Source organism: Rhodococcus sp. NPDC003348 (genome assembly GCF_053589375.1).
Window position 1 is genome coordinate 109,075 of the sequence record NZ_JBSFRT010000001.1, and the last position, 16,714, is coordinate 125,788.

16 protein-coding genes are annotated in these 16,714 nt (G+C 68.3%); 8 read left to right on the top strand and 8 right to left on the bottom strand.

Features of this window, described 5'->3' with window-relative positions; all coding sequences use genetic code 11:
* Positions 1 to 13: 13 nt before the first annotated feature.
* Positions 14 to 1,315 carry an acyl-CoA dehydrogenase family protein gene (locus ACWDU4_RS00565; RefSeq protein ID WP_450111887.1) on the bottom strand — a complete coding sequence of 434 codons (1,302 nt, stop codon included), beginning with the start codon at positions 1,313 to 1,315 and terminating at the stop codon, positions 14 to 16.
* A 78-nt stretch (positions 1,316 to 1,393) separates the two neighbouring features.
* Between ACWDU4_RS00565 and ACWDU4_RS00570 the strand changes: the two genes are divergently transcribed.
* From ACWDU4_RS00570 to ACWDU4_RS00580, 3 genes are all read left to right on the top strand, one after another.
* On the top strand, positions 1,394 to 1,849 hold the full coding sequence (locus tag ACWDU4_RS00570; protein ID WP_450111888.1) for a VOC family protein: 456 nt from the start codon (positions 1,394 to 1,396) through the stop codon (positions 1,847 to 1,849).
* 100 nt (positions 1,850 to 1,949) lie between these two features.
* Positions 1,950 to 2,609: a TetR/AcrR family transcriptional regulator gene (locus ACWDU4_RS00575; protein ID WP_450111889.1), complete on the top strand. Its 660-nt coding sequence runs from the start codon at positions 1,950 to 1,952 to the stop codon at positions 2,607 to 2,609.
* A 26-nt stretch (positions 2,610 to 2,635) separates the two neighbouring features.
* Complete coding sequence (locus ACWDU4_RS00580) at positions 2,636 to 4,159, top strand: acyl-CoA synthetase (RefSeq protein WP_450112046.1); 1,524 nt, start codon at positions 2,636 to 2,638, stop codon at positions 4,157 to 4,159.
* On the opposite strand, the gene ACWDU4_RS00585 is transcribed toward ACWDU4_RS00580, so the two are convergent.
* Positions 4,156 to 4,797: a TetR/AcrR family transcriptional regulator gene (locus tag ACWDU4_RS00585; RefSeq protein WP_450111890.1), complete on the bottom strand. Its 642-nt coding sequence runs from the start codon at positions 4,795 to 4,797 to the stop codon at positions 4,156 to 4,158. The genes ACWDU4_RS00580 and ACWDU4_RS00585 overlap by 4 nt on opposite strands.
* Before the next feature lie 114 nt (positions 4,798 to 4,911).
* Here ACWDU4_RS00585 and ACWDU4_RS00590 point away from each other — a divergent pair, with 114 nt between their 5' ends.
* From ACWDU4_RS00590 to ACWDU4_RS00610, 5 genes are read left to right on the top strand one after another with little or no spacing between them, the layout of a single operon-like run.
* Positions 4,912 to 6,225 (top strand): hypothetical protein, encoded by a 1,314-nt coding sequence (locus ACWDU4_RS00590; RefSeq protein ID WP_450111891.1) that lies wholly within the window; start codon positions 4,912 to 4,914, stop codon positions 6,223 to 6,225.
* A gap of 9 nt (positions 6,226 to 6,234) precedes the next feature.
* A complete protein-coding gene (locus ACWDU4_RS00595; protein ID WP_450111892.1) occupies positions 6,235 to 7,629 on the top strand; it encodes an acyl-CoA reductase in 1,395 nt (464 codons plus the stop codon).
* The gene (locus ACWDU4_RS00600; RefSeq protein WP_450111893.1) at positions 7,622 to 8,620 is read left to right on the top strand and encodes an aldo/keto reductase; all 999 of its coding nucleotides are present in this window, start codon (positions 7,622 to 7,624) and stop codon (positions 8,618 to 8,620) included. The genes ACWDU4_RS00595 and ACWDU4_RS00600 overlap by 8 nt, the downstream gene beginning before the upstream one ends.
* A gap of 16 nt (positions 8,621 to 8,636) precedes the next feature.
* A complete protein-coding gene (locus ACWDU4_RS00605) occupies positions 8,637 to 10,073 on the top strand; it encodes an aldehyde dehydrogenase family protein (protein WP_450111894.1) in 1,437 nt (478 codons plus the stop codon).
* Positions 10,070 to 10,858: an SDR family NAD(P)-dependent oxidoreductase gene (locus tag ACWDU4_RS00610; RefSeq protein ID WP_450111895.1), complete on the top strand. Its 789-nt coding sequence runs from the start codon at positions 10,070 to 10,072 to the stop codon at positions 10,856 to 10,858. Before ACWDU4_RS00605 ends, ACWDU4_RS00610 begins: the two co-directional genes overlap by 4 nt.
* Positions 10,859 to 10,945: 87 nt before the next feature.
* Here the strand turns inward: ACWDU4_RS00610 and ACWDU4_RS00615 are convergent, their stop codons facing one another.
* From ACWDU4_RS00615 to ACWDU4_RS00640, 6 genes are all read right to left on the bottom strand, one after another.
* Positions 10,946 to 11,761, bottom strand: a complete 816-nt coding sequence (locus tag ACWDU4_RS00615; RefSeq protein WP_450111896.1) for a mycofactocin-coupled SDR family oxidoreductase — start codon at positions 11,759 to 11,761, stop codon at positions 10,946 to 10,948.
* 120 nt (positions 11,762 to 11,881) lie between these two features.
* Entirely contained in the window at positions 11,882 to 12,679 is a 798-nt protein-coding gene (locus tag ACWDU4_RS00620) for an NAD(P)-dependent oxidoreductase (RefSeq protein WP_450111897.1), read from the bottom strand.
* Entirely contained in the window at positions 12,676 to 13,494 is an 819-nt protein-coding gene (locus ACWDU4_RS00625; RefSeq protein ID WP_450112047.1) for an NAD(P)-dependent oxidoreductase, read from the bottom strand. Before ACWDU4_RS00625 ends, ACWDU4_RS00620 begins: the two co-directional genes overlap by 4 nt.
* Positions 13,494 to 14,054 (bottom strand): DoxX family protein, encoded by a 561-nt coding sequence (locus ACWDU4_RS00630; protein ID WP_450111898.1) that lies wholly within the window; start codon positions 14,052 to 14,054, stop codon positions 13,494 to 13,496. The genes ACWDU4_RS00625 and ACWDU4_RS00630 overlap by 1 nt, the downstream gene beginning before the upstream one ends.
* 4 nt (positions 14,055 to 14,058) lie before the next feature.
* Positions 14,059 to 15,018, bottom strand: coding sequence for an alpha/beta hydrolase (locus tag ACWDU4_RS00635; RefSeq protein WP_450111899.1), 960 nt, complete (start codon positions 15,016 to 15,018; stop codon positions 14,059 to 14,061).
* Positions 15,015 to 16,697, bottom strand: coding sequence for a thiolase C-terminal domain-containing protein (locus tag ACWDU4_RS00640; protein ID WP_450112048.1), 1,683 nt, complete (start codon positions 16,695 to 16,697; stop codon positions 15,015 to 15,017). The genes ACWDU4_RS00635 and ACWDU4_RS00640 overlap by 4 nt, the downstream gene beginning before the upstream one ends.
* Between the last annotated feature and the right edge of the window lie 17 nt (positions 16,698 to 16,714).

Consider the following 16,714-nt stretch of genomic DNA (forward strand, 5'->3'; position numbering starts at 1 on the left):
CGTTCGGTGTCGATCACAGGTCACCCACTTCGTTTTCGAGGAACTCGGCGTACTTCTCCCGCGCCGCGGCCTGCTTGCGGGGGATCCATTCGGTCGGCCAGATATCGTCACTGGGCCGGTGGTCGCGCAGGACCTGCTTGGCGACGGTGACCTTGTGGACCTCCGTCGGCCCGTCGGCGAGACCCATCACGGCCGCACCGTTGATCATGCGGAAGAACGGCATCTCGTTGGTCACGCCGAGCGCCCCGTGCACCTGCATTGCGCGCCAGGCGATGTCGTGCAGCACGGTCGGCATGACGATCTTGGCGGTGGCGATGTCCTTGCGGACCTTCTTGTAGTCGTTGTACTTGTCGATCTTCCACGCGGTGTGCAGGACGAAGAGCCGGAACTGCGTGAGCTGCGCGTAGGACTCGGCGATGTAGCCCTGGACGAACTGCTTGTCGGCGAGCTTGCTTCCTGCGGTGGTGCGGCTCAGCGCCCGCTCGCACATCATGTCCAGCGCCTTCTGGGCCAGCCCGATCGTCCGCATGGCGTGATGAATCCGGCCGCCTCCGAGCCTGGTCTGGGCGATGGCGAACGCCTGGCCCTCGCCGCCGAGAAGGGCGTCGGCCGGCACCCGCACGTCCCGGTAGTGGATGAGGGCGTGCGAACCCTCGTTCATGGGCTCCCCGGTGAGGCCGACGTTGCGGACGATCTCGATGCCGGGGGTGTCCGCCGGGACCAGGAACATCGACATCTTGTTGTAGGTGTCGGCGTCGGGGTCGGTCACCGCCATCACGATCAGGAACGACGCGGTACGAGCGTTGGAGGAGAAGTACTTCCACCCGCCCAGGACCCAGTCGTCACCATCGCGGACGGCCCGCGTCTCGAACTGGGCCGGATCGGCTCCGGCCTGCGGTTCGGTCATCGAATAGGTGGAGAACATCTCGCCGTCGAGCAGCGGCTGCAGGTAGCGCCGCTTCTGTTCCTCGTTGCCGTAGTGGGCGATGATCTCCGCGTTGCCGGTGTCCGGGGCCTGGCAGCCGAACACGATCGGGGCCCACTGCGACCGCCCCAGAATCTCGTTGAGCAGTGCCAGTTTCAACTGACCGTAGCCCTGGCCCCCGAGGTCGGGGCCGAGGTGCGTCGCCCACAGGCCCTGCTTTCGTACCTCCTGTTTGAGCGGGTCGATCACCTTGCGGCGGGCGCCGTCCAAGGGCACGAACTGCTCGTGTTCCCACACCAGGTCGAGGGGTTCCACCTCCTCTCGAACGAACGCATCAGCCCAGTCCAGCTTCGCCTGGAACTCGGGGTCGGTCTCGAAATCCCATGCCATTGCGCCTCCTTCTCTATCGTGAGAATATGCTTCTCGTCATCAAGAATGCAATTCTGAACTGGATTTGGGAAGTGCTCAATGAAGGCGGACAACCTGTTTCACGTCGGCATCGTCACCGATGATCCCGCCGCGACCCGCGCCGACCTCGCGGCGCTGTTCGGCTATGAGTGGGGACCGGAGGTCGGCGGGCCGGTCGTCGTGAGCCTGCCGGGCGGGACTCGGGAGGTGGACATGCGGTGCGCGTACTCGATCACGACTCCGCGCCTCGAGGTGGTGCGCAGCGTGCCCGGCACGATGTGGGAGCCGGTCGCCGGCGCCGGCGTCCACCACCTCGGGTACTGGTCGGACGACGTTGCGGCCGACGCGGCGGAGTTGGCCGCTGCGGGATACGTCACAGAGGCGACGCGTACCGGGCCCGACGGCATGCCGTTCTTTGCATTTCTCCGTAGCGCAAAGGGCTTTCGGGTCGAACTCGTCACCAGGGCCGCTCGGTCGGGACTGGAGCGGTGCTGGTCCGATCCGAAGTCCGTCTGACACAACCGCACGAAGGGAACACCGATGGCAGACAACCTTCTCCACGTCTCGGCGCGCCGGCTCGCCGATCACCGTCCGCGATCGGGTCGGTAGGTAGGGCATGGACGACTTCGCCAGCCGAATCGCCCAGAGGGCACTGGCAAAACGTGAGGCGAGCTATGCCGGTGAGGTGCGCAGGCTGCTCGACGCGGCACTGGAGGTGATGCGCAACTGCGGAACGGACTCGCGGCCACGCGTCTCCGACATCGTGGCGGCGGCCGGCCTGTCGAACGACGCCTTCTACCGGCACTTCAAGTCGAAAGATGCCTTGGTGGCGGCGATCCTGGAAGACGGGACCGAGCGGTTGACCGCCTATGTCGGTCACCAGATGGCGAAGGAGCCCACGCCGGAAGGGCAGGTTCGGCGCTGGGTCGAGGGCGTGCTGTCCCAGTGCGCCGAAGACGCCGCCACCACCACCCGGGCGGTGCTCTGGAATGCCGGCACCCTGTCCGCTGACGCCATCGGTGGCCCGCCGTCCGCGGCTGGGCCTCTGGCCGCACTGCTGAATGCACCTTTGGCCGAACTGGGCAGTCCGGATCCGGAGTTCGATGCCTCGCTCGCGGCCCATGCAGCGGTCGGCAAGCTCGCCGACTACCTCTGGGGTGGCCGTCAACCGACTGAAGCGGATATTGACCGAATTGCCGCCTTCTGCCTGCGTGCGGCCGCAGCGGGACAGGGCGACACCGCACGGTCCGGAACTACCAGGAGTGATGCCCGATGACGCCCGACCACATGACGCCGAACCCGATGACGCCGACCTGGCATGCTGCCCGGACGCCGGACCATCCGGCGATCGTGATGGCAGGCAGCGGCGAAGTGGTGACCTACCGGCAGCTCGAGCAGCGGTCCGTCGCATTCGCGCGGGTACTGCGGGCACGAGGGCTCCTTCCCGGCGATCACATCGCGATCCTGATGGAGAACAATCGCGCTTACCTGGAAATCGCATGGGCCGCGCAGCGATCCGGCCTCTACTACACCGCGGTGAACCGGCACCTGCAGTCGGCGGAGGTGCAGTACATCCTCGACGACTGCGGGGCGGTGGCGCTGGTGGCGAGCGAGTCCGTGTCCGCCGTCGTCTCCGGTTTGGACCTCACGCGGATGCGGGTCCGGGTGTCCGCTGCCGGTGACCTCCCCGGATTCGAACGCTACGGAGATCTGCTCGCCGTGCAGTCGCCGGGGCCCCTCGGCGACGAGCGCGAGGGCCGGGAGATGCTGTACTCGTCGGGCACGACCGGGCGACCCAAGGGGGTTCGCAAACAACTCCAGGGGACGTTCTTCGGGGACCCGGGATCGGCTCCGGTGCAGATCGCGCAGGGTCTGCTCGCCACCGGTGACACGGTCGGTGCGGTGTACCTCTCGCCCGCGCCGCTGTATCACGGTGCACCGCTGGTGTTCTCGATGTCCTGGCAGCGGCTGGGTGCGACCGTGATCGTGATGGAGCGCTTCGACGCTCGGCACTGCCTCGACCTCATCGAGAGACATCGCGTCACGAACGCCCAGTTCGTCCCGACGATGTTCGTGCGGATGTTGCGTCTGCCTCCCGCCGAACGCCAAGGGTACGACCTGTCGAGCCTGCGGCAGGCCGTGCACTCGGCGGCCCCGTGCCCCGTCACCGTCAAGCGGCAGATGCTCGACTGGTGGGGCCCGATCATCCACGAGTACTACTCGGGCACCGAGGATGTCGGCACCACCTACATCACGCCCGAGGAGTGGCTCGACCATCCCGGATCGGTGGGCCGGCCGACGGAAGAATGCCACATCGTCGGTGACGACGGAACGGAACTTCCGCCGGGTGCGATCGGCGCCGTCTACTTCGCGGGTGGCCGACCGTTCGAGTACCACAACGACCCCGCCAAGACGGCGTCCGTCACCAACGACAGGGGCTGGCGCACGCTGGGCGACGTGGGCTACCTGGACTCCGACGGCTACCTGTACCTCACCGACCGGCAGAGCTTCACCATCATCTCCGGGGGAGTGAACATCTACCCGCAGGAGGCGGAGAACGTCCTCGTCGGACATCCGGCCGTGGCGGACGTGGCTGTCGTCGGGGTCCCCGACGACGAGATGGGGGAGGCCGTGCGTGCAGTGGTGCAACCGGTCGACCCTGCCGCGGTCGGACCCGCTCTCGCGGCGGAGCTGATCGACTGGTGCCGCGCCGAACTGGCGCACTACAAGTGTCCGCGCGCGGTGGACTTCGTCGACGAGCTCCCCCGCGACCCGAGCGGGAAGCTGCACAAGCGGCACGTGCGCGACCGGTACCGTGTCGGCTAGGGATGCAGGCTGCGAAGGAAGAGCTGCACTGCCGCCCGGGTATGCCGCTTCTGGCTCGCAGCGTCACGGACGATCCCGAAGGCGGCCAGCCGGGCCGGGGTCCCGGAGACCAGGCCGAGGAACAGTTCGGCCAGCTCGTCAGGATCCTCGGCGATGATGGCGCCGGTGGCGGCGTGCCGGGCGAGCAGCTCCGCGACGAGTCGCCGGCGCGGCCAGAACCCGGTGCCGTGGGTGTCGCGGGCGAGTTCCGGATAGGCCGAGGCGTGCCCGATCGCGATCTGTTCCAGCCGGATCATCGACGGGTGCAGGGCGCGGCTCAGCGCAGCGTCGGCGATGGCGACCAACGCGCCCTCCAGGTCGTCGAGGTCGGGTTCGGGGGGCTCGGGAACCGGCCAGTCGGATCGGCCAACGGCCCAGCCGAGCACCGCGAGGAACAGCGCCTCCTTCGTCGGAAACCGTTTGTACAGAGAGGGTTTGGTAGTTCCGGCCGCCTCCGCGATCGCCTTCATCGAGGTGCCCTCGTAGCCGTGCTCGAGCAGGGTCTCGAGGGCGCATTCCCGGATCCGGCGATCCAGCTGCGTCGCCTGTTCGCGGGTGGGCCGTCCACCGCGGTTGCGTTCGGGTTCGTCGGCTGTCATGGGCGTCGATTCTGCCGCAGTTGCGCTGATTCGTGCCGAAGTGACCATGGACATAAAACTTGACCCATGGGTATGGTTAATTCGCGCGAACCCCCCACCACGAGCGGAGGCACGATGTCAGGAACGACAGCGGCGGCACGGACCAACGGGCGATCGGACGTCATCGAGATACTGGACCGGCGATTTCAGGAATGGCGAACGCGGGTTCCCGTCCTGGCGCAGCGCGCCGATGCGGAGGGAATCACGGAGATCCGGTCCCGTGAGGACATGATCCCGTTGCTCTTCCCGCACACCACCTACAAGAGCTACCCGGAATCGCTCATTGCCAAAGGGCAATGGGCGCAGATGAATCGGTGGATCGATTCGCTGTCCGCGCACCGCGTCAGCGATGTGGACGTGTCGGCAGTCGAGGATGTCGACGGCTGGATCGCCACCCTCGAGGATTCCGGTCACCTGGTGTCGAGTTCGAGCGGCACCAGCGGCAAGGGGTCGTTCCTCAACAAGTCCCAGCGGGACCGCGACGCAAACCTGCAGAACCTCCTCGACTGCATGACCGAGCTGGGGTTGCCGCCCGAGCCGACCTGGCACGTCATCCCCGTCGGACCGGACACCGGCCAGAGCCAGCACGTCGCGGTGCGAGACCTCATCGTCGATTCCTACACCGGACCTGGTGCCCTCCCCCTCTTCGAGGGCACTCCGCCTGCCGGATTTCACCGGTACATGGCCCGGATGTCCGCGATGCGGCGCGCGATGGCGGACGGCACGGCGGCGCCGGACGAACTCGCCGCGTTCGAGGCGGAGGCGGCAGAGCGCGCCGCGGAACAGGAACGGCGGCTGCATCATTACGCCGAGCAGATCCTCGCTCACCGCACCGAGAAGATTTTCTTCAGTTCCCAGTTCCCGCAGTTGTTCCGGCTCTGCGAGATCCTCAAGGAGATGGGGGCGGCGGAAGGCGACATCACCGGCACGAACGCGCTGACCACCGGTGGGGGCCTGAAGGGAACCTCGCTGCCCGCCGACTACCAGGAACAGATCTTCCGCCTGCTGAACATCACACCGGAGCGGTTCCTGCACTACTACTCCATGCAGGAGTTGAACGTTCGGCTGCCCAAGTGTGTGGAGGGCCGCTACCACGTACCCGACACGATCGCGTTGTTCGTTCTCGACAAGGAGGGCGAATCGCTGGCCCCGGAGGTCGACGGCCTGATCCAGGGCCGCGCCGCGTTCTTCGACACCACGGTCGACGGCCGCTGGGGCGGCACGATCTCCGGCGACCGGATCACCGTCGACACGGGTGCCTGCCCGTGCGGGCGGACCGGCGACACCGTCCTGCCCGACATCGTCCGGTACTCCGATCTCGCCGACGACGACAAGATCACCTGCGCCGGAACCATGGACGCCTACGTCCGCGGATTCATCGAGGACTGAGGCGAATTCATGACTGCGACAGCAACCAAGATCCGGGTACCGCACTTCGTCCGCGGAAAGCTGGTCTGGGGCGAGGACAGTGAGTACCTCTCACGGGACTTCGGCGTTCCGTTCGTCACGCCACGACTCGAACTCGGTGATCTCTTCGTTCCCCGCACGCAGCCCGGCCCCGCGTTCGACGTTCCCATCTCCGAGATCATCGACTTCCTCGTCGAGACCGCACAGCACCTCACCCTCGAGAAGAACGAGTATCTCCAGGAGTCGCTGGAGATGACGCTTCAGGTGAGCGCGCTGCCGCGCCGGATCATCGAGAACACCTTCGCCCGACCGGGGCAGTTCCTGACCAGGCAGGCACTCGAGTACCGGCTCGAGCGGACCTTCGGCGGCATCGACCTGCTGGACGGCTGGGTGGAGCGGACCGACCCGAACGGCAACGTCAGCCGCGTCCGGGCGTTCCCGCCGCGGCTGGTGCACATGATGGCCGGCAACTCTCCGAGCGCGGCGATGACCTCGATCGCCGACGCCGCACTCGTCAAGGCCGTCAACGTCTTCAAGATGCCGTCGGCGGACCCGTTCACCACCGTCGCGGTGCTGCGCACGATGGCCGACATAGCCCCCGATCATCCGGTGCTCCGGTCCATGTCGGCCGTGTACTGGCGCGGCGGCGACGCCAAGGTCGAGAACGTGCTGTACCGCTCCCAGTACTTCGACAAGCTGGTCGCCTGGGGCGGTGGGGCCGCCATCGAGAACGCGGCGAAGTACGTCGGACCGGGATTCCAGCTGATCTCGTTCGACCCGAAGGTCTCGATGTCGATCGTCGGCAGGGAAGCCTTCGAGTCCGAGGACACGCTGCGCGAGGTCGCCGAGCTCGCCGCTGCCGACGCCACGATCTTCAACCAGGACGCCTGCCTGGCCGCCCGGCACATCTGCGTCGAGGGCGACATCGAGCAGGTCGACCGCTTCTGCGCGCTGCTCCATGAGCGACTCGGGGTCGATCGAGCCTTCACCTCGGCTGTCGGGCCGAAGCCGCCCAGTGACATTCGCGAGGCGGTCGACGGAATGCGTTTCCTCGAACCCGACTACCGGATCTGGGGCGGCTACGACGGTCGCGGTCTGGTCGTGCGGTCGCCGGAGATGGTCGACTTCCATCCGACCAACAAGACGGTCAACGTGATTCCCGTCGCCGAAATGAGCGATGCGGCGTCCCACGCGACCGTGGCGACCCAGACGGTCGGCGTCTATCCCACGCATCGCAAGGCCGAGGTCCGGGACGCGCTCGCGACCGCGGGCGTGCAACGCGTCGTCAAGCTCGGCAGCGCGATGACCGGCAGCATGGGCAGCCCGCACGACGGCATGTACCCGCTGCACCGGTTCGTGAACTGGGTGGTGGACGACGATGCCTGAACAGTCATCCATGCCGCTGAGGGTGCTCGGCCGATCCGGCATCCGGGTCAGCGAACTGTGTCTGGGCGCCATGACCTTCGGCACCGAGTGGGGATTCGGGGCGGACGAGGACACCAGCGGCCAGATCTACCGCGCCTATCGGGAGGCCGGCGGCAACTTCGTCGACACCGCCAACAACTACACCAACGGTGCGAGCGAGGAGATCCTCGGGCGCCTCGTCGCCGCCGAACGCGAGGGGGTCGTGCTCAGCACCAAGTACACCCTGCCCGCCGACGCCGGCGACCCGAACTCCGGAGGCAACCACCGCAAGAGCCTGCGGCGCAGCGTCGAAACCAGTCTGCGCCGGCTGGGGACCGACTACGTGGACCTGCTGTGGGTGCACGCCTGGGACCGGGGGACCCCGGTCGAGGAGACGTTGCGGGCACTCGACGATCTGGTGCGCAGCGGCAAGGTGCTCGCCATCGGGGTGACCAACACCCCGGCCTGGGTCGTCTCGCGGTCGACGGCCATCGCCGAGCTGCGCGGCTGGAATGCGTTCTGTGCCATGCAGGTCGAGTACTCGTTGCTCGCCCGTACCGCCGACCGGGAATTCCTGCCGATGGCCCGTGAACTCGGCCTCGCCACGTACGCGTGGAGCCCACTTGCGCGGGGGCTGCTGGTCGGCAAGGGCCGCGGGCTCGACCGGCTCGGTCCTGCCGGCCACCGAGCGGTGGAGGCAGTCGCCGAGATCGCGGCCGAGACGGGCGCCACCCCGGCTCAGGTCGCGCTCGCCTGGGTGCGCAGGCAGGGCGTGATGCCGTTGATCGGAGCGCGGACGGTCGCCCAACTGCGCGACAACCTCGGCGTGGTGGGCGTCGCCCTCGAGGATCACCAGGTCGAGAGGCTGGACAAGGCGACACGCATCCGGCTCGGCTATCCGCACGACTTCCTGCACGAGCGACGGGCCCAGCTCTCGCCGTACCAACAGTTCCGGGACGAACACACCGCCTGAAAGTGGGATACACGCGATGGACACACTCGATCACTGGATAGGCGGGACCGCCGCGGCGCCGGTGACCGGCGCCTACCTGCCCGTCACAGACCCGGCCACCGGGAACACCGTCCGGCAGCTCGCTTCGGGCGACGCCGCCGTCGTGGACGCCGCGGTGCGATCCGCGACCGCGGCGCTGCCGACCTGGCGGCAGATTCCCGCGCTCACGAGGGGGCGCCTGCTGACCGATCTGGCGCGGCGGATGAGGGACGAGCTGCCCGCCCTCGCGGCGCTCGAGGTCAGCGAGACCGGCAAACCCGAGAAGGTTGCCATCGGTGAGATCGAGACATCTGCAGCGTATTTCGAGTTCTACGGCGGTCTCGTCGCGATGCCGGCGGGGGAGACCCTGGACGTCGCAGCGGACCAGCACGTCTACACCCGGCGTGAGCCGTTCGGTGTGGTCGGTGTCGTCACCCCGTGGAACGTCCCGTTGAATCAGGCCGCCCGGGCGTGCGCACCGGCCCTGGCCGCGGGCAACACCGTGGTGGTGAAGCCGTCCGAGTTCACCTCGGCCACCACCGTGCGGCTGGCCCGGCTCGCGTCGGAGGCCGGCTTCCCGGACGGCGTGCTGAACGTGGTGCTCGGGACCGGCGCGAGTGCCGGAGCCGCACTGGTCGGGCATCCCGATGTCGCGAAGGTCGCGTTCACCGGTTCCGTCGGCACCGGACGGGTGATCGGCCGGATCGCCGCCGAGCGGATCATCCCGCTGACACTCGAACTGGGCGGCAAGTCCGCGAACATCGTCTTCGCCGACGCCGATCTCGACGCCGCGGTCACCGGCGCGCTCCAGGGGTTCACCGCCAACACCGGGCAGGTGTGCTCCAACGGCACCCGGCTCCTGGTACAGCGCGAGGTGTACGAGCAGATGGTGTCCCGCCTGGTGGAGCGCACTGCGCAGGTGCAGGTGGGCCGTGACCTCGGCCCCCTCATCACCCACGACCAGTTCCTCCGGGTGCAGGAGTATTTCAAGATCGCCGAGGCCGAGGGGGCCCGCGCCGAGATCGGAGGGACGGTGTCGACACTCGCCGCCGAAACCGGTGGCTACTACATCGATCCCACCGTTTACACCGGAGTGGACAACTCGGCGCGGATCGCCCGTGAGGAGATCTTCGGTCCCGTGGTGGTGGTGCTCCCGTTCGACACCGAGGACGAGGCGGTCGAGATCGCCGAGGACTCCGAGTACGGGCTCGTCGCCGGGGTGTGGACGACCGACGTCTCCCGCGCGCTGCGGGTCAGCGATCGGCTGCGGGTCGGCCAGGTGTTCGTCAACACCTGGTCCACGGGATCGGTGCAGACCCCGTTCGGTGGTTGGAAGAACAGCGGTTACGGCCGAGAGAAGGGTGTGGAGGCATTGCATCACTACAGCCAGGTCAAGTGCGTGACGATCAAGATTTCTTCGGGAGCGGGCCGATGACCGAACGGAACGGGTCGGAGCACCCCGCAGGGGTCGTCGACCAGAGCCGGCTGTTCTCCCTCGAGGGCAAGGTGGCGCTGGTCACCGGTGGCAGCCGCGGGCTGGGCCGGGAGATGGTGTTGGCCTTCGCGCGGGCGGGAGCCGACGTGGTCGTCTGCAGCCGCAAGATCGAGTCGTGCGAACAGGTGGCACGGGAGGTGGAGGCGCTGGGCCGCAGGGCACTACCGGTCGCCTGCCATGTCGGCAGGTGGCAGGACATCGACGAGTTGGTCGCGGCCAGCTACGAACACTTCGGGGTGATCGACATCCTGGTCAACAACGCCGGGCTGTCGCCGCTGGCGCCGTCGTCGGCGCAGACCTCGGAAGAGCTGTTCGACAAGGTCGTTGCGGTGAACTTCAAGGGTCCGTTCCGTCTGGGTTCGCTGGTCGGTCAGAGGATGGCGGACGGCGACGGCGGAACGATCATCAACATCTCCTCGTCCGGCGCCATCTTCCCCGCACCCGCGTTCGGGCCCTACGCGGGGGCGAAGGCGGCTCTCAACGCGCTCACCGGCGTGTTCGCGCGGGAATTCGGGCCGGCCGTCCGCGTCAACACGATCTCGGCGGGACCGTTCCTGACCGACATCGCCAAGGCGTGGAGCACCGACGCGAAGAAGTCGCTGCGCAGCGCCGCCGGACGTCCCGGGAACCCGGAGGAGATCGTCACCACGGCGCTGTACCTGGCGAGCCCCGCATCGAGCTACACGACGAACTCGTTCATCCGGCTCGACGGCGGCCTGTACTGACCCGATCTCATGGCTGAAGGGCACCTTCACGCGGTCCGACCGTGTGAAGGTGCCCTTCGGTCATGGGGGGGACGTGGTGATGTGGGATCAGAACTCGGTGATACCGGCGTCCGGGGCGATCTCGTGGGCGGTGATGTACTTCGACTCGTCCGACGCCAGGAACAGCACGGTGTCGGCGATGTCCTCCGGTTCGGTGATGTCGACCGGCAGCATGTTCATCATCATCGCGCCGAGCCGCTCGTCCCCGGCGATCGCGCCGTGGATCTGCTCCTGCATGTCGCCGCTGCCCATCGGGGTGTTGACCCCGGTCGGGTGCACGCTGTTGACCCGGATGCTGTGCCGCGCCAACTCGGCAGCGAACGCCTTCGCCATCCCGCGGACCGCGAACTTGCTGGTCGTGTACGGCACCATGAACGGCTGTACCTTCAGCCCCGCCGCCGAGCTGATCAGGATGATCGAGCCGCCACCGGCCTGCACCAGGTGCGGCGCGCCGACCATCACGGTGTTCCACACGCCGGTGACGTTGGTGCTGATCGTGTCCTCGTAGATCTTCGGGGTGACCTGGTCCCACGGCTTCGGCACGCAGATACCGGCATTGGCCACCACGACGTCCAGCCGGCCCAGCTCGGCGACGGCGGAATCGACGATGCCCCGCAACTTCTCGAGATCACGGACGTCGACGATCCCGGACACAACACGGCTGCCGGTCTTCTCCACCAGTCGCACCGTCTCCTGCAGGTCCTCCGGTGTCGCAGAGTCGTATGCCACGCTCGGCAGTGGCGCGCACACGTCCACGACGATGACGTCGGCGCCCTCGTCGGCCAACCGGACCGCCTCGGCCCGCCCCTGTCCACGAGCCGCCCCGGTGATCAGCGCGACTTTGCCGGATACTCGACCACTCAACAGAATTCACCGCTTTCGGATTGTCATGCCTGATTGGTACTTGCTACACCCAACCAATGTGGCACAACATCCCCGATCGGTCGAGCCGTCGGGTTCACCCACTCCCGAGGAGCGGAAGATTCAGCGAGTGGACTGGGCGTCGATCGCGTCGTCCAGCAGGCCCAGGGAGCCGCCGAGATCGGCAACGGTCTTGCGCACCACGTCGACGTCCTTTCGCAGAAAGTCCTCGACCGACTTGGTGAACACCGCGACCGAGCCACGACTGGAAACCCCGCTGAGCGCGCGGCTGGCGGAACTGCCGTGGGGGAGGGCGGCAAGGAGAGCGGATTCGTCGACGCCGAGCTGTTCCGCGAGGCGGACGGCTTCGGCCAGCAGACCGATGTTGGCCGCGAACAGCGCGTTGTTGACCAGCTTCACCCGCTGCCCCGACCCGGTGCCTCCGACATGGATCACCGGGTCCGCGTAGGACGACAACGCCGGCCGCACCCGGTCGACAACGGAGGCCTCGCCGCCGGCGAACACGGTCAGCGTCCCCGCGGCGATGTCGTGCGGCCCGCCGCTGACCGGGGCGTCGACGACACAGATGCCGTGCAGGCGGGCCCGGGTCGCGACGGCCTCGGCCGTGCGCGGGCTGCCGGTGGTGTGCAGCACCAGGGCGGCCCCCGGAGTCATCTCGGGGAGCAACGGCCCGTCCAGGCAGATCTCCCGGACCTGATCATCGGTGAACACGCACACGATGACGATGTCGGCGTCTTCGGATACCGCGGTGACATCGGCGACCGGACGCGCACCCAATTCCGCGACAGTGGAACGCCGTTCGTCGGACCGTGCGAGTGCGCGCACGTCGTGCCCGGAGTCGACCAGGCGGCGGACCATCGGCCCGCCCATCCGGCCCGTCCCGATGAACCCGATCCTCATCGGCGGTGATCCATCAGGTCGAGGGTCGCGTCCGCGGCGGTGAGGACGATCCCGGGCTGCGCCGCTGCGGCATCGGCGAGATCGGCGACCAGGCCGACGTCCTTTCGCAGCAGGTCCCCGGCATGCTGGGCGATCCGGTCGAGGGTCCCGCCCGCGGACACCACGCGCCCGAGCGCGAAACTGTTGGCGGTTCCGTGCGCGATCACCTCGCCGAGTCGATCGGCGTTGATGCCGAGGGACTTCCCCAGCGTGAGGGTGCTGTGGGCGGTGGAGAGGTTCGCGGTGAAGAGCAGGTTGTTCAGGAGCTTGGTGACCTGTCCCGAGCCGACCCCGCCGAGGTGGACCACCGGGTCGCCGAAGGTCTCCAGAACGGGTCGGCACCGTGCCACCGACTTGTCGTCGCCGCCGACCATGACCAGCAGCTGCCCCGCCTCGGCGGCGGCGGGCCCGCCGCTGACCGGGGCGTCGACCACGGTGACCCCGCGCTCGGCGGCGATCTCGGTCAGTTCGCGGCAGGTGTCGGGATGGATGGTGCTGTGCACCACGATGATTCCGCCGGGCGCCAGCCCGGCGAGGACGCCCGTCTCCCCGGTGACCACCTGGCGCACGTCATCGTCGCCGACCACACAGAGGCACACGACGTCGCTGGCGGCACCGAGGACCGCGGGCGACTCGGCCGTCGCCGCCGCGGTGCCGGCGAACGGTTCGAGGCTCTGCGGACGGCGGGCCCACAGCGTCGTGGGGTGACCTGCGTCGACGATGCGTCGCGCGATGGGCGCGCCCTGCAGTCCCAGACCGATGAATCCAACTCGTATCACTGCGCCTCCACTTCCGCTTCTCCGGCTGCTGTCGATTCCGTCTCCGTCTTCGAGCACACGCTGTCCGTCGGTTCCGGACGCCAGAACGTGGCGAGCAGGCTCGCCGCCGCGACCACTCCGACACCGAGCGCGATGGCGCCGCCCGTCCAGCCGGCGAGGTCGATCCCGGCGACGACGTCCACCGAGGCTTCGCCCGGCCCGAGCATTGCGAGCGCGAGCGCCACCACCGCGAGCACCAGGACGTATTCGTATCCCTCACGGAAGACGAAGAATCCGTTCGGCCGGTGCGCGAGGAAGCCGGCCACCACCATCACCGAAATGGTGGCCGCGCAGGCGAAGGGGGTGAGCAGGCCGACGATCAGCAGCACGCCCGCTCCGATCTCGGTGACCACACTCGCCCATGCCTGCAGCGTTCCGTTGCGGAGGCCGAGCCCGCTGAACCAGCGGGCAGTTCCTTCGATGCGGCCTCCGCCGAGCCAATGGTTGATCCCGTGGGCGACCATGGTCGCACCCAGGACCAATCGGATGAGGAGTACGGCGGTGTCGGCGGCTTCCACTGGTTCACTTCCCTTCTCGTGGTCGTGTCGTGCCCCCGGACGCGGGTGCGCCCGAGGTGCCGTGACGCAGGCCGGCCACGCATTCCTCCACGAAGGACAGAACGTTCAGGTGGTAGGCCGGGGCGGTGTGCCCGAGGCTGAGATTGTGGCCACCGTCGAGCTGGGTACGGGTCTCGACGCGCGGTGCGGTGACGAACTGTGTTGCGATGGCGCGCAGGGCTTCCGGGTCGTTGCGCCACACCCGCTCGTGCTCGCCGGCGGTGAAGTGCACCGGTACGCGGACCTGCGCCGCAAGTTCGGGGAAGTTCGTGCGCGGCCACTGCCCGACGACCTCGGTCTCGTACGACGGGGTGGCCGATCCGATGGGTCCCCCACCGAGGAGTTCGCGCGGATACAGGTGCTCGGGTTTCCACAGCAACTCCCGCACGCCGCTCGGGGCCGCGTTGCGCTCGCTGGAGCGGAAGATGCTGTGCGCCCGTGGCTGGTGCTCCCGGCCGGTACCGGAGAGTTCGAGACCGACCAGATGGCGTCCGCGGTCATCGGCTGCGATCCGGGTGCCCAGCTCGCAGCCGACGGAGTGCGCCCACACGAACATCCCCGCCCCCCGATCGCTCCCGCCGAGAATCCGGTCCACCGCGCCGTAGGCGAGGTCGACCCGCCGCTGCGGGGGCGCGACCTCGTCGGCGTGTGGCGCGGAGGCGCCGTAACCCGGCCGGTCGAGCGCGACGACGGTGTAGCCGAGCGCCGCACAGGTACGCAGGAGCGAGTACCGCGGGTGGCCAGGGCAGTCGAAGTACCCGGAGTCGGTGGCGCCGCCGTGGAGGGCGAGGATGACCGCCCGCGGATTCGCCGCCTCGGCGACGAGGGCGGACATGGGTATGCCGTCGACATCGACGACCCGGTACACGGGTGAGGCCTCGAGCCGTTGTGTCGGCATGTTCAGATCGGAATCGGTTGTGGTCAAGTGTCACTCCGGAGGAGAAGGACGCCGCCCGGGGTGAGACCGCCACTGCTTGCGACTGCGACCCGGGCGTCGGGGATCTGACGGGCACCCGCCTCGCCGCGCAGCTGGGTGATCGCCTCGTGGATCAGACCCATGCCGTGGGTGCGGCCGTGGGAGAGTTGACCGCCGTGGGTGTTGAGGGGGAGCACACCGTCGCGGGCGATGTTGTGACCGCCGTCGAGGAAGTCCTTCGCTTCGCCGATGCCGCAGAAGCCGAGCGCCTCGATCCAGGACAGGCAGTTGAAGCTGAACCCGTCGTAGAGCTCGGCGACATCGACGTCGTCGGGACGCAGCGATGTCCGCGACCACAGGTGCGCGGACGGCCCGAGCACCTGCGGTTCGTGGGTGAGCGTGCTCTGGTCCCACTCGATGCGTTCGACGATCTGGGTGCCGACCGCCTCCACGAGCACCGGCGGCTTGGCGAGGTCACGCGCGACGTCCACGGCGGAGACGATCACCGCGATCGAGGCGTCACACGGGACGTCGCAGTCGTAGAGCCCGAACGGGGTGGTGATCGCCCGGGCGCCCAGGTAGTCGTCCATCGTCATCGGATCGCGGTAGATCGCGGTCGGGTTCAGCTGGGCGTTGGCCCGCTGGTTCAACGCGATCCAGCCGAGGGTTTCACGGGTGGTGCCGTATCGGTGGAAGTGCCGCTGGGCGTTCTGCGCGAGGGTGTGCGCGGCGGAGGTGGCGCCGAAGGGCATCAGCCAGCTCGGAGTGCGGCCCGCACCCGACGGAGCCGGGATCCGGCCGAGCTTCGTCAGCTCGCTGTGGGTCGATTCCCACAGGGTCCGGTAGCACAGCACGTGGCGGGCCAGCCCGCTGGCGACGGCCATCATCGCCGCGATCACCGAGCCGCTCGGCCCGAAGGTCTCGATCCCGCCGTTGTGCCAGGTCGGTCGCAGTCCGAGGGCCGCCTCGACCGTGGTGACGCCGCCCTCGCCGAAGCCGCCGACCTGACCGCCGCCCGGATAGCTCGCCAGGCCGTCGATGTCGTCCATCGTCAGCCCGGCGTCCGCGACCGCCCGCTCGCACGCCTCCAGCGTGAGGTCCAGCGGTGTTCGCATCAGGCGGCGACCGATCTGCGACATGCCGATCCCGGTGAGTGCGACCTTGTCCTCGAACTTCGTCCCGGTGGCCATCGGCCGGATGTGTTGCCGAATCTGGTCCGGGGCGATTTCGTCAGTGGGCAGCGGGGCAGGCGTGGGCTGGTCCGCTGTCGGGCGGAACAGGGGGAGCCACACGTCGTCGTCGTGGTGGAACACGACCTCCATGCGCGTGCCCAGTGTGAGCTGCGCCGGATCGCACTCGATTGCGTTGGTGGTCAACCGAACACGTGGATCGTCCTCCAGTGCGACCTGCGCCACCACGTAGGGCGCGGGTAGGCCGGGCAGGGCGAAGCGGTGGTTGACCGTGAATCCGATGAGCGTCGCGAAACCGGAGGTGACGCGAACACCCATCTCGTGTCCCCGGCAGTACCGGCAGATCGGCTGTGGGGGGTGGATCAGGGCGTCGCAGGACCGGCACTCCTGGACCCGCAGCCTGCCGTCGGCGCCGGAGGTCCAGAAGAACCGACCCTCCTCGGTGACCAGCGGCAGGGGACGGCCGGACGCGGGGGCCCGACCGTCCTCTGCGCGCATGGTCTCCGTGAGTACCG

What these genes read in the sequence shown, in the direction of transcription:
- ACWDU4_RS00580 (WP_450112046.1), top strand. Translation starts at nt 2,636, where the DNA reads ATGACGCCGACCTGGCATGCTGCCCGGACGCCGGACCATCCGGCGATC.
- ACWDU4_RS00565 (WP_450111887.1), bottom strand. Translation starts at nt 1,315, where the DNA reads ATGGCATGGGATTTCGAGACCGACCCCGAGTTCCAGGCGAAGCTGGAC.
- ACWDU4_RS00570 (WP_450111888.1), top strand. Translation starts at nt 1,394, where the DNA reads ATGAAGGCGGACAACCTGTTTCACGTCGGCATCGTCACCGATGATCCC.
- ACWDU4_RS00610 (WP_450111895.1), top strand. Translation starts at nt 10,070, where the DNA reads ATGACCGAACGGAACGGGTCGGAGCACCCCGCAGGGGTCGTCGACCAG.
- ACWDU4_RS00600 (WP_450111893.1), top strand. Translation starts at nt 7,622, where the DNA reads ATGCCTGAACAGTCATCCATGCCGCTGAGGGTGCTCGGCCGATCCGGC.
- ACWDU4_RS00575 (WP_450111889.1), top strand. Translation starts at nt 1,950, where the DNA reads ATGGACGACTTCGCCAGCCGAATCGCCCAGAGGGCACTGGCAAAACGT.
- ACWDU4_RS00590 (WP_450111891.1), top strand. Translation starts at nt 4,912, where the DNA reads ATGTCAGGAACGACAGCGGCGGCACGGACCAACGGGCGATCGGACGTC.
- ACWDU4_RS00595 (WP_450111892.1), top strand. Translation starts at nt 6,235, where the DNA reads ATGACTGCGACAGCAACCAAGATCCGGGTACCGCACTTCGTCCGCGGA.
- ACWDU4_RS00640 (WP_450112048.1), bottom strand. Translation starts at nt 16,697, where the DNA reads ATGCGCGCAGAGGACGGTCGGGCCCCCGCGTCCGGCCGTCCCCTGCCG.
- ACWDU4_RS00585 (WP_450111890.1), bottom strand. Translation starts at nt 4,797, where the DNA reads ATGACAGCCGACGAACCCGAACGCAACCGCGGTGGACGGCCCACCCGC.
- ACWDU4_RS00620 (WP_450111897.1), bottom strand. Translation starts at nt 12,679, where the DNA reads ATGAGGATCGGGTTCATCGGGACGGGCCGGATGGGCGGGCCGATGGTC.
- ACWDU4_RS00605 (WP_450111894.1), top strand. Translation starts at nt 8,637, where the DNA reads ATGGACACACTCGATCACTGGATAGGCGGGACCGCCGCGGCGCCGGTG.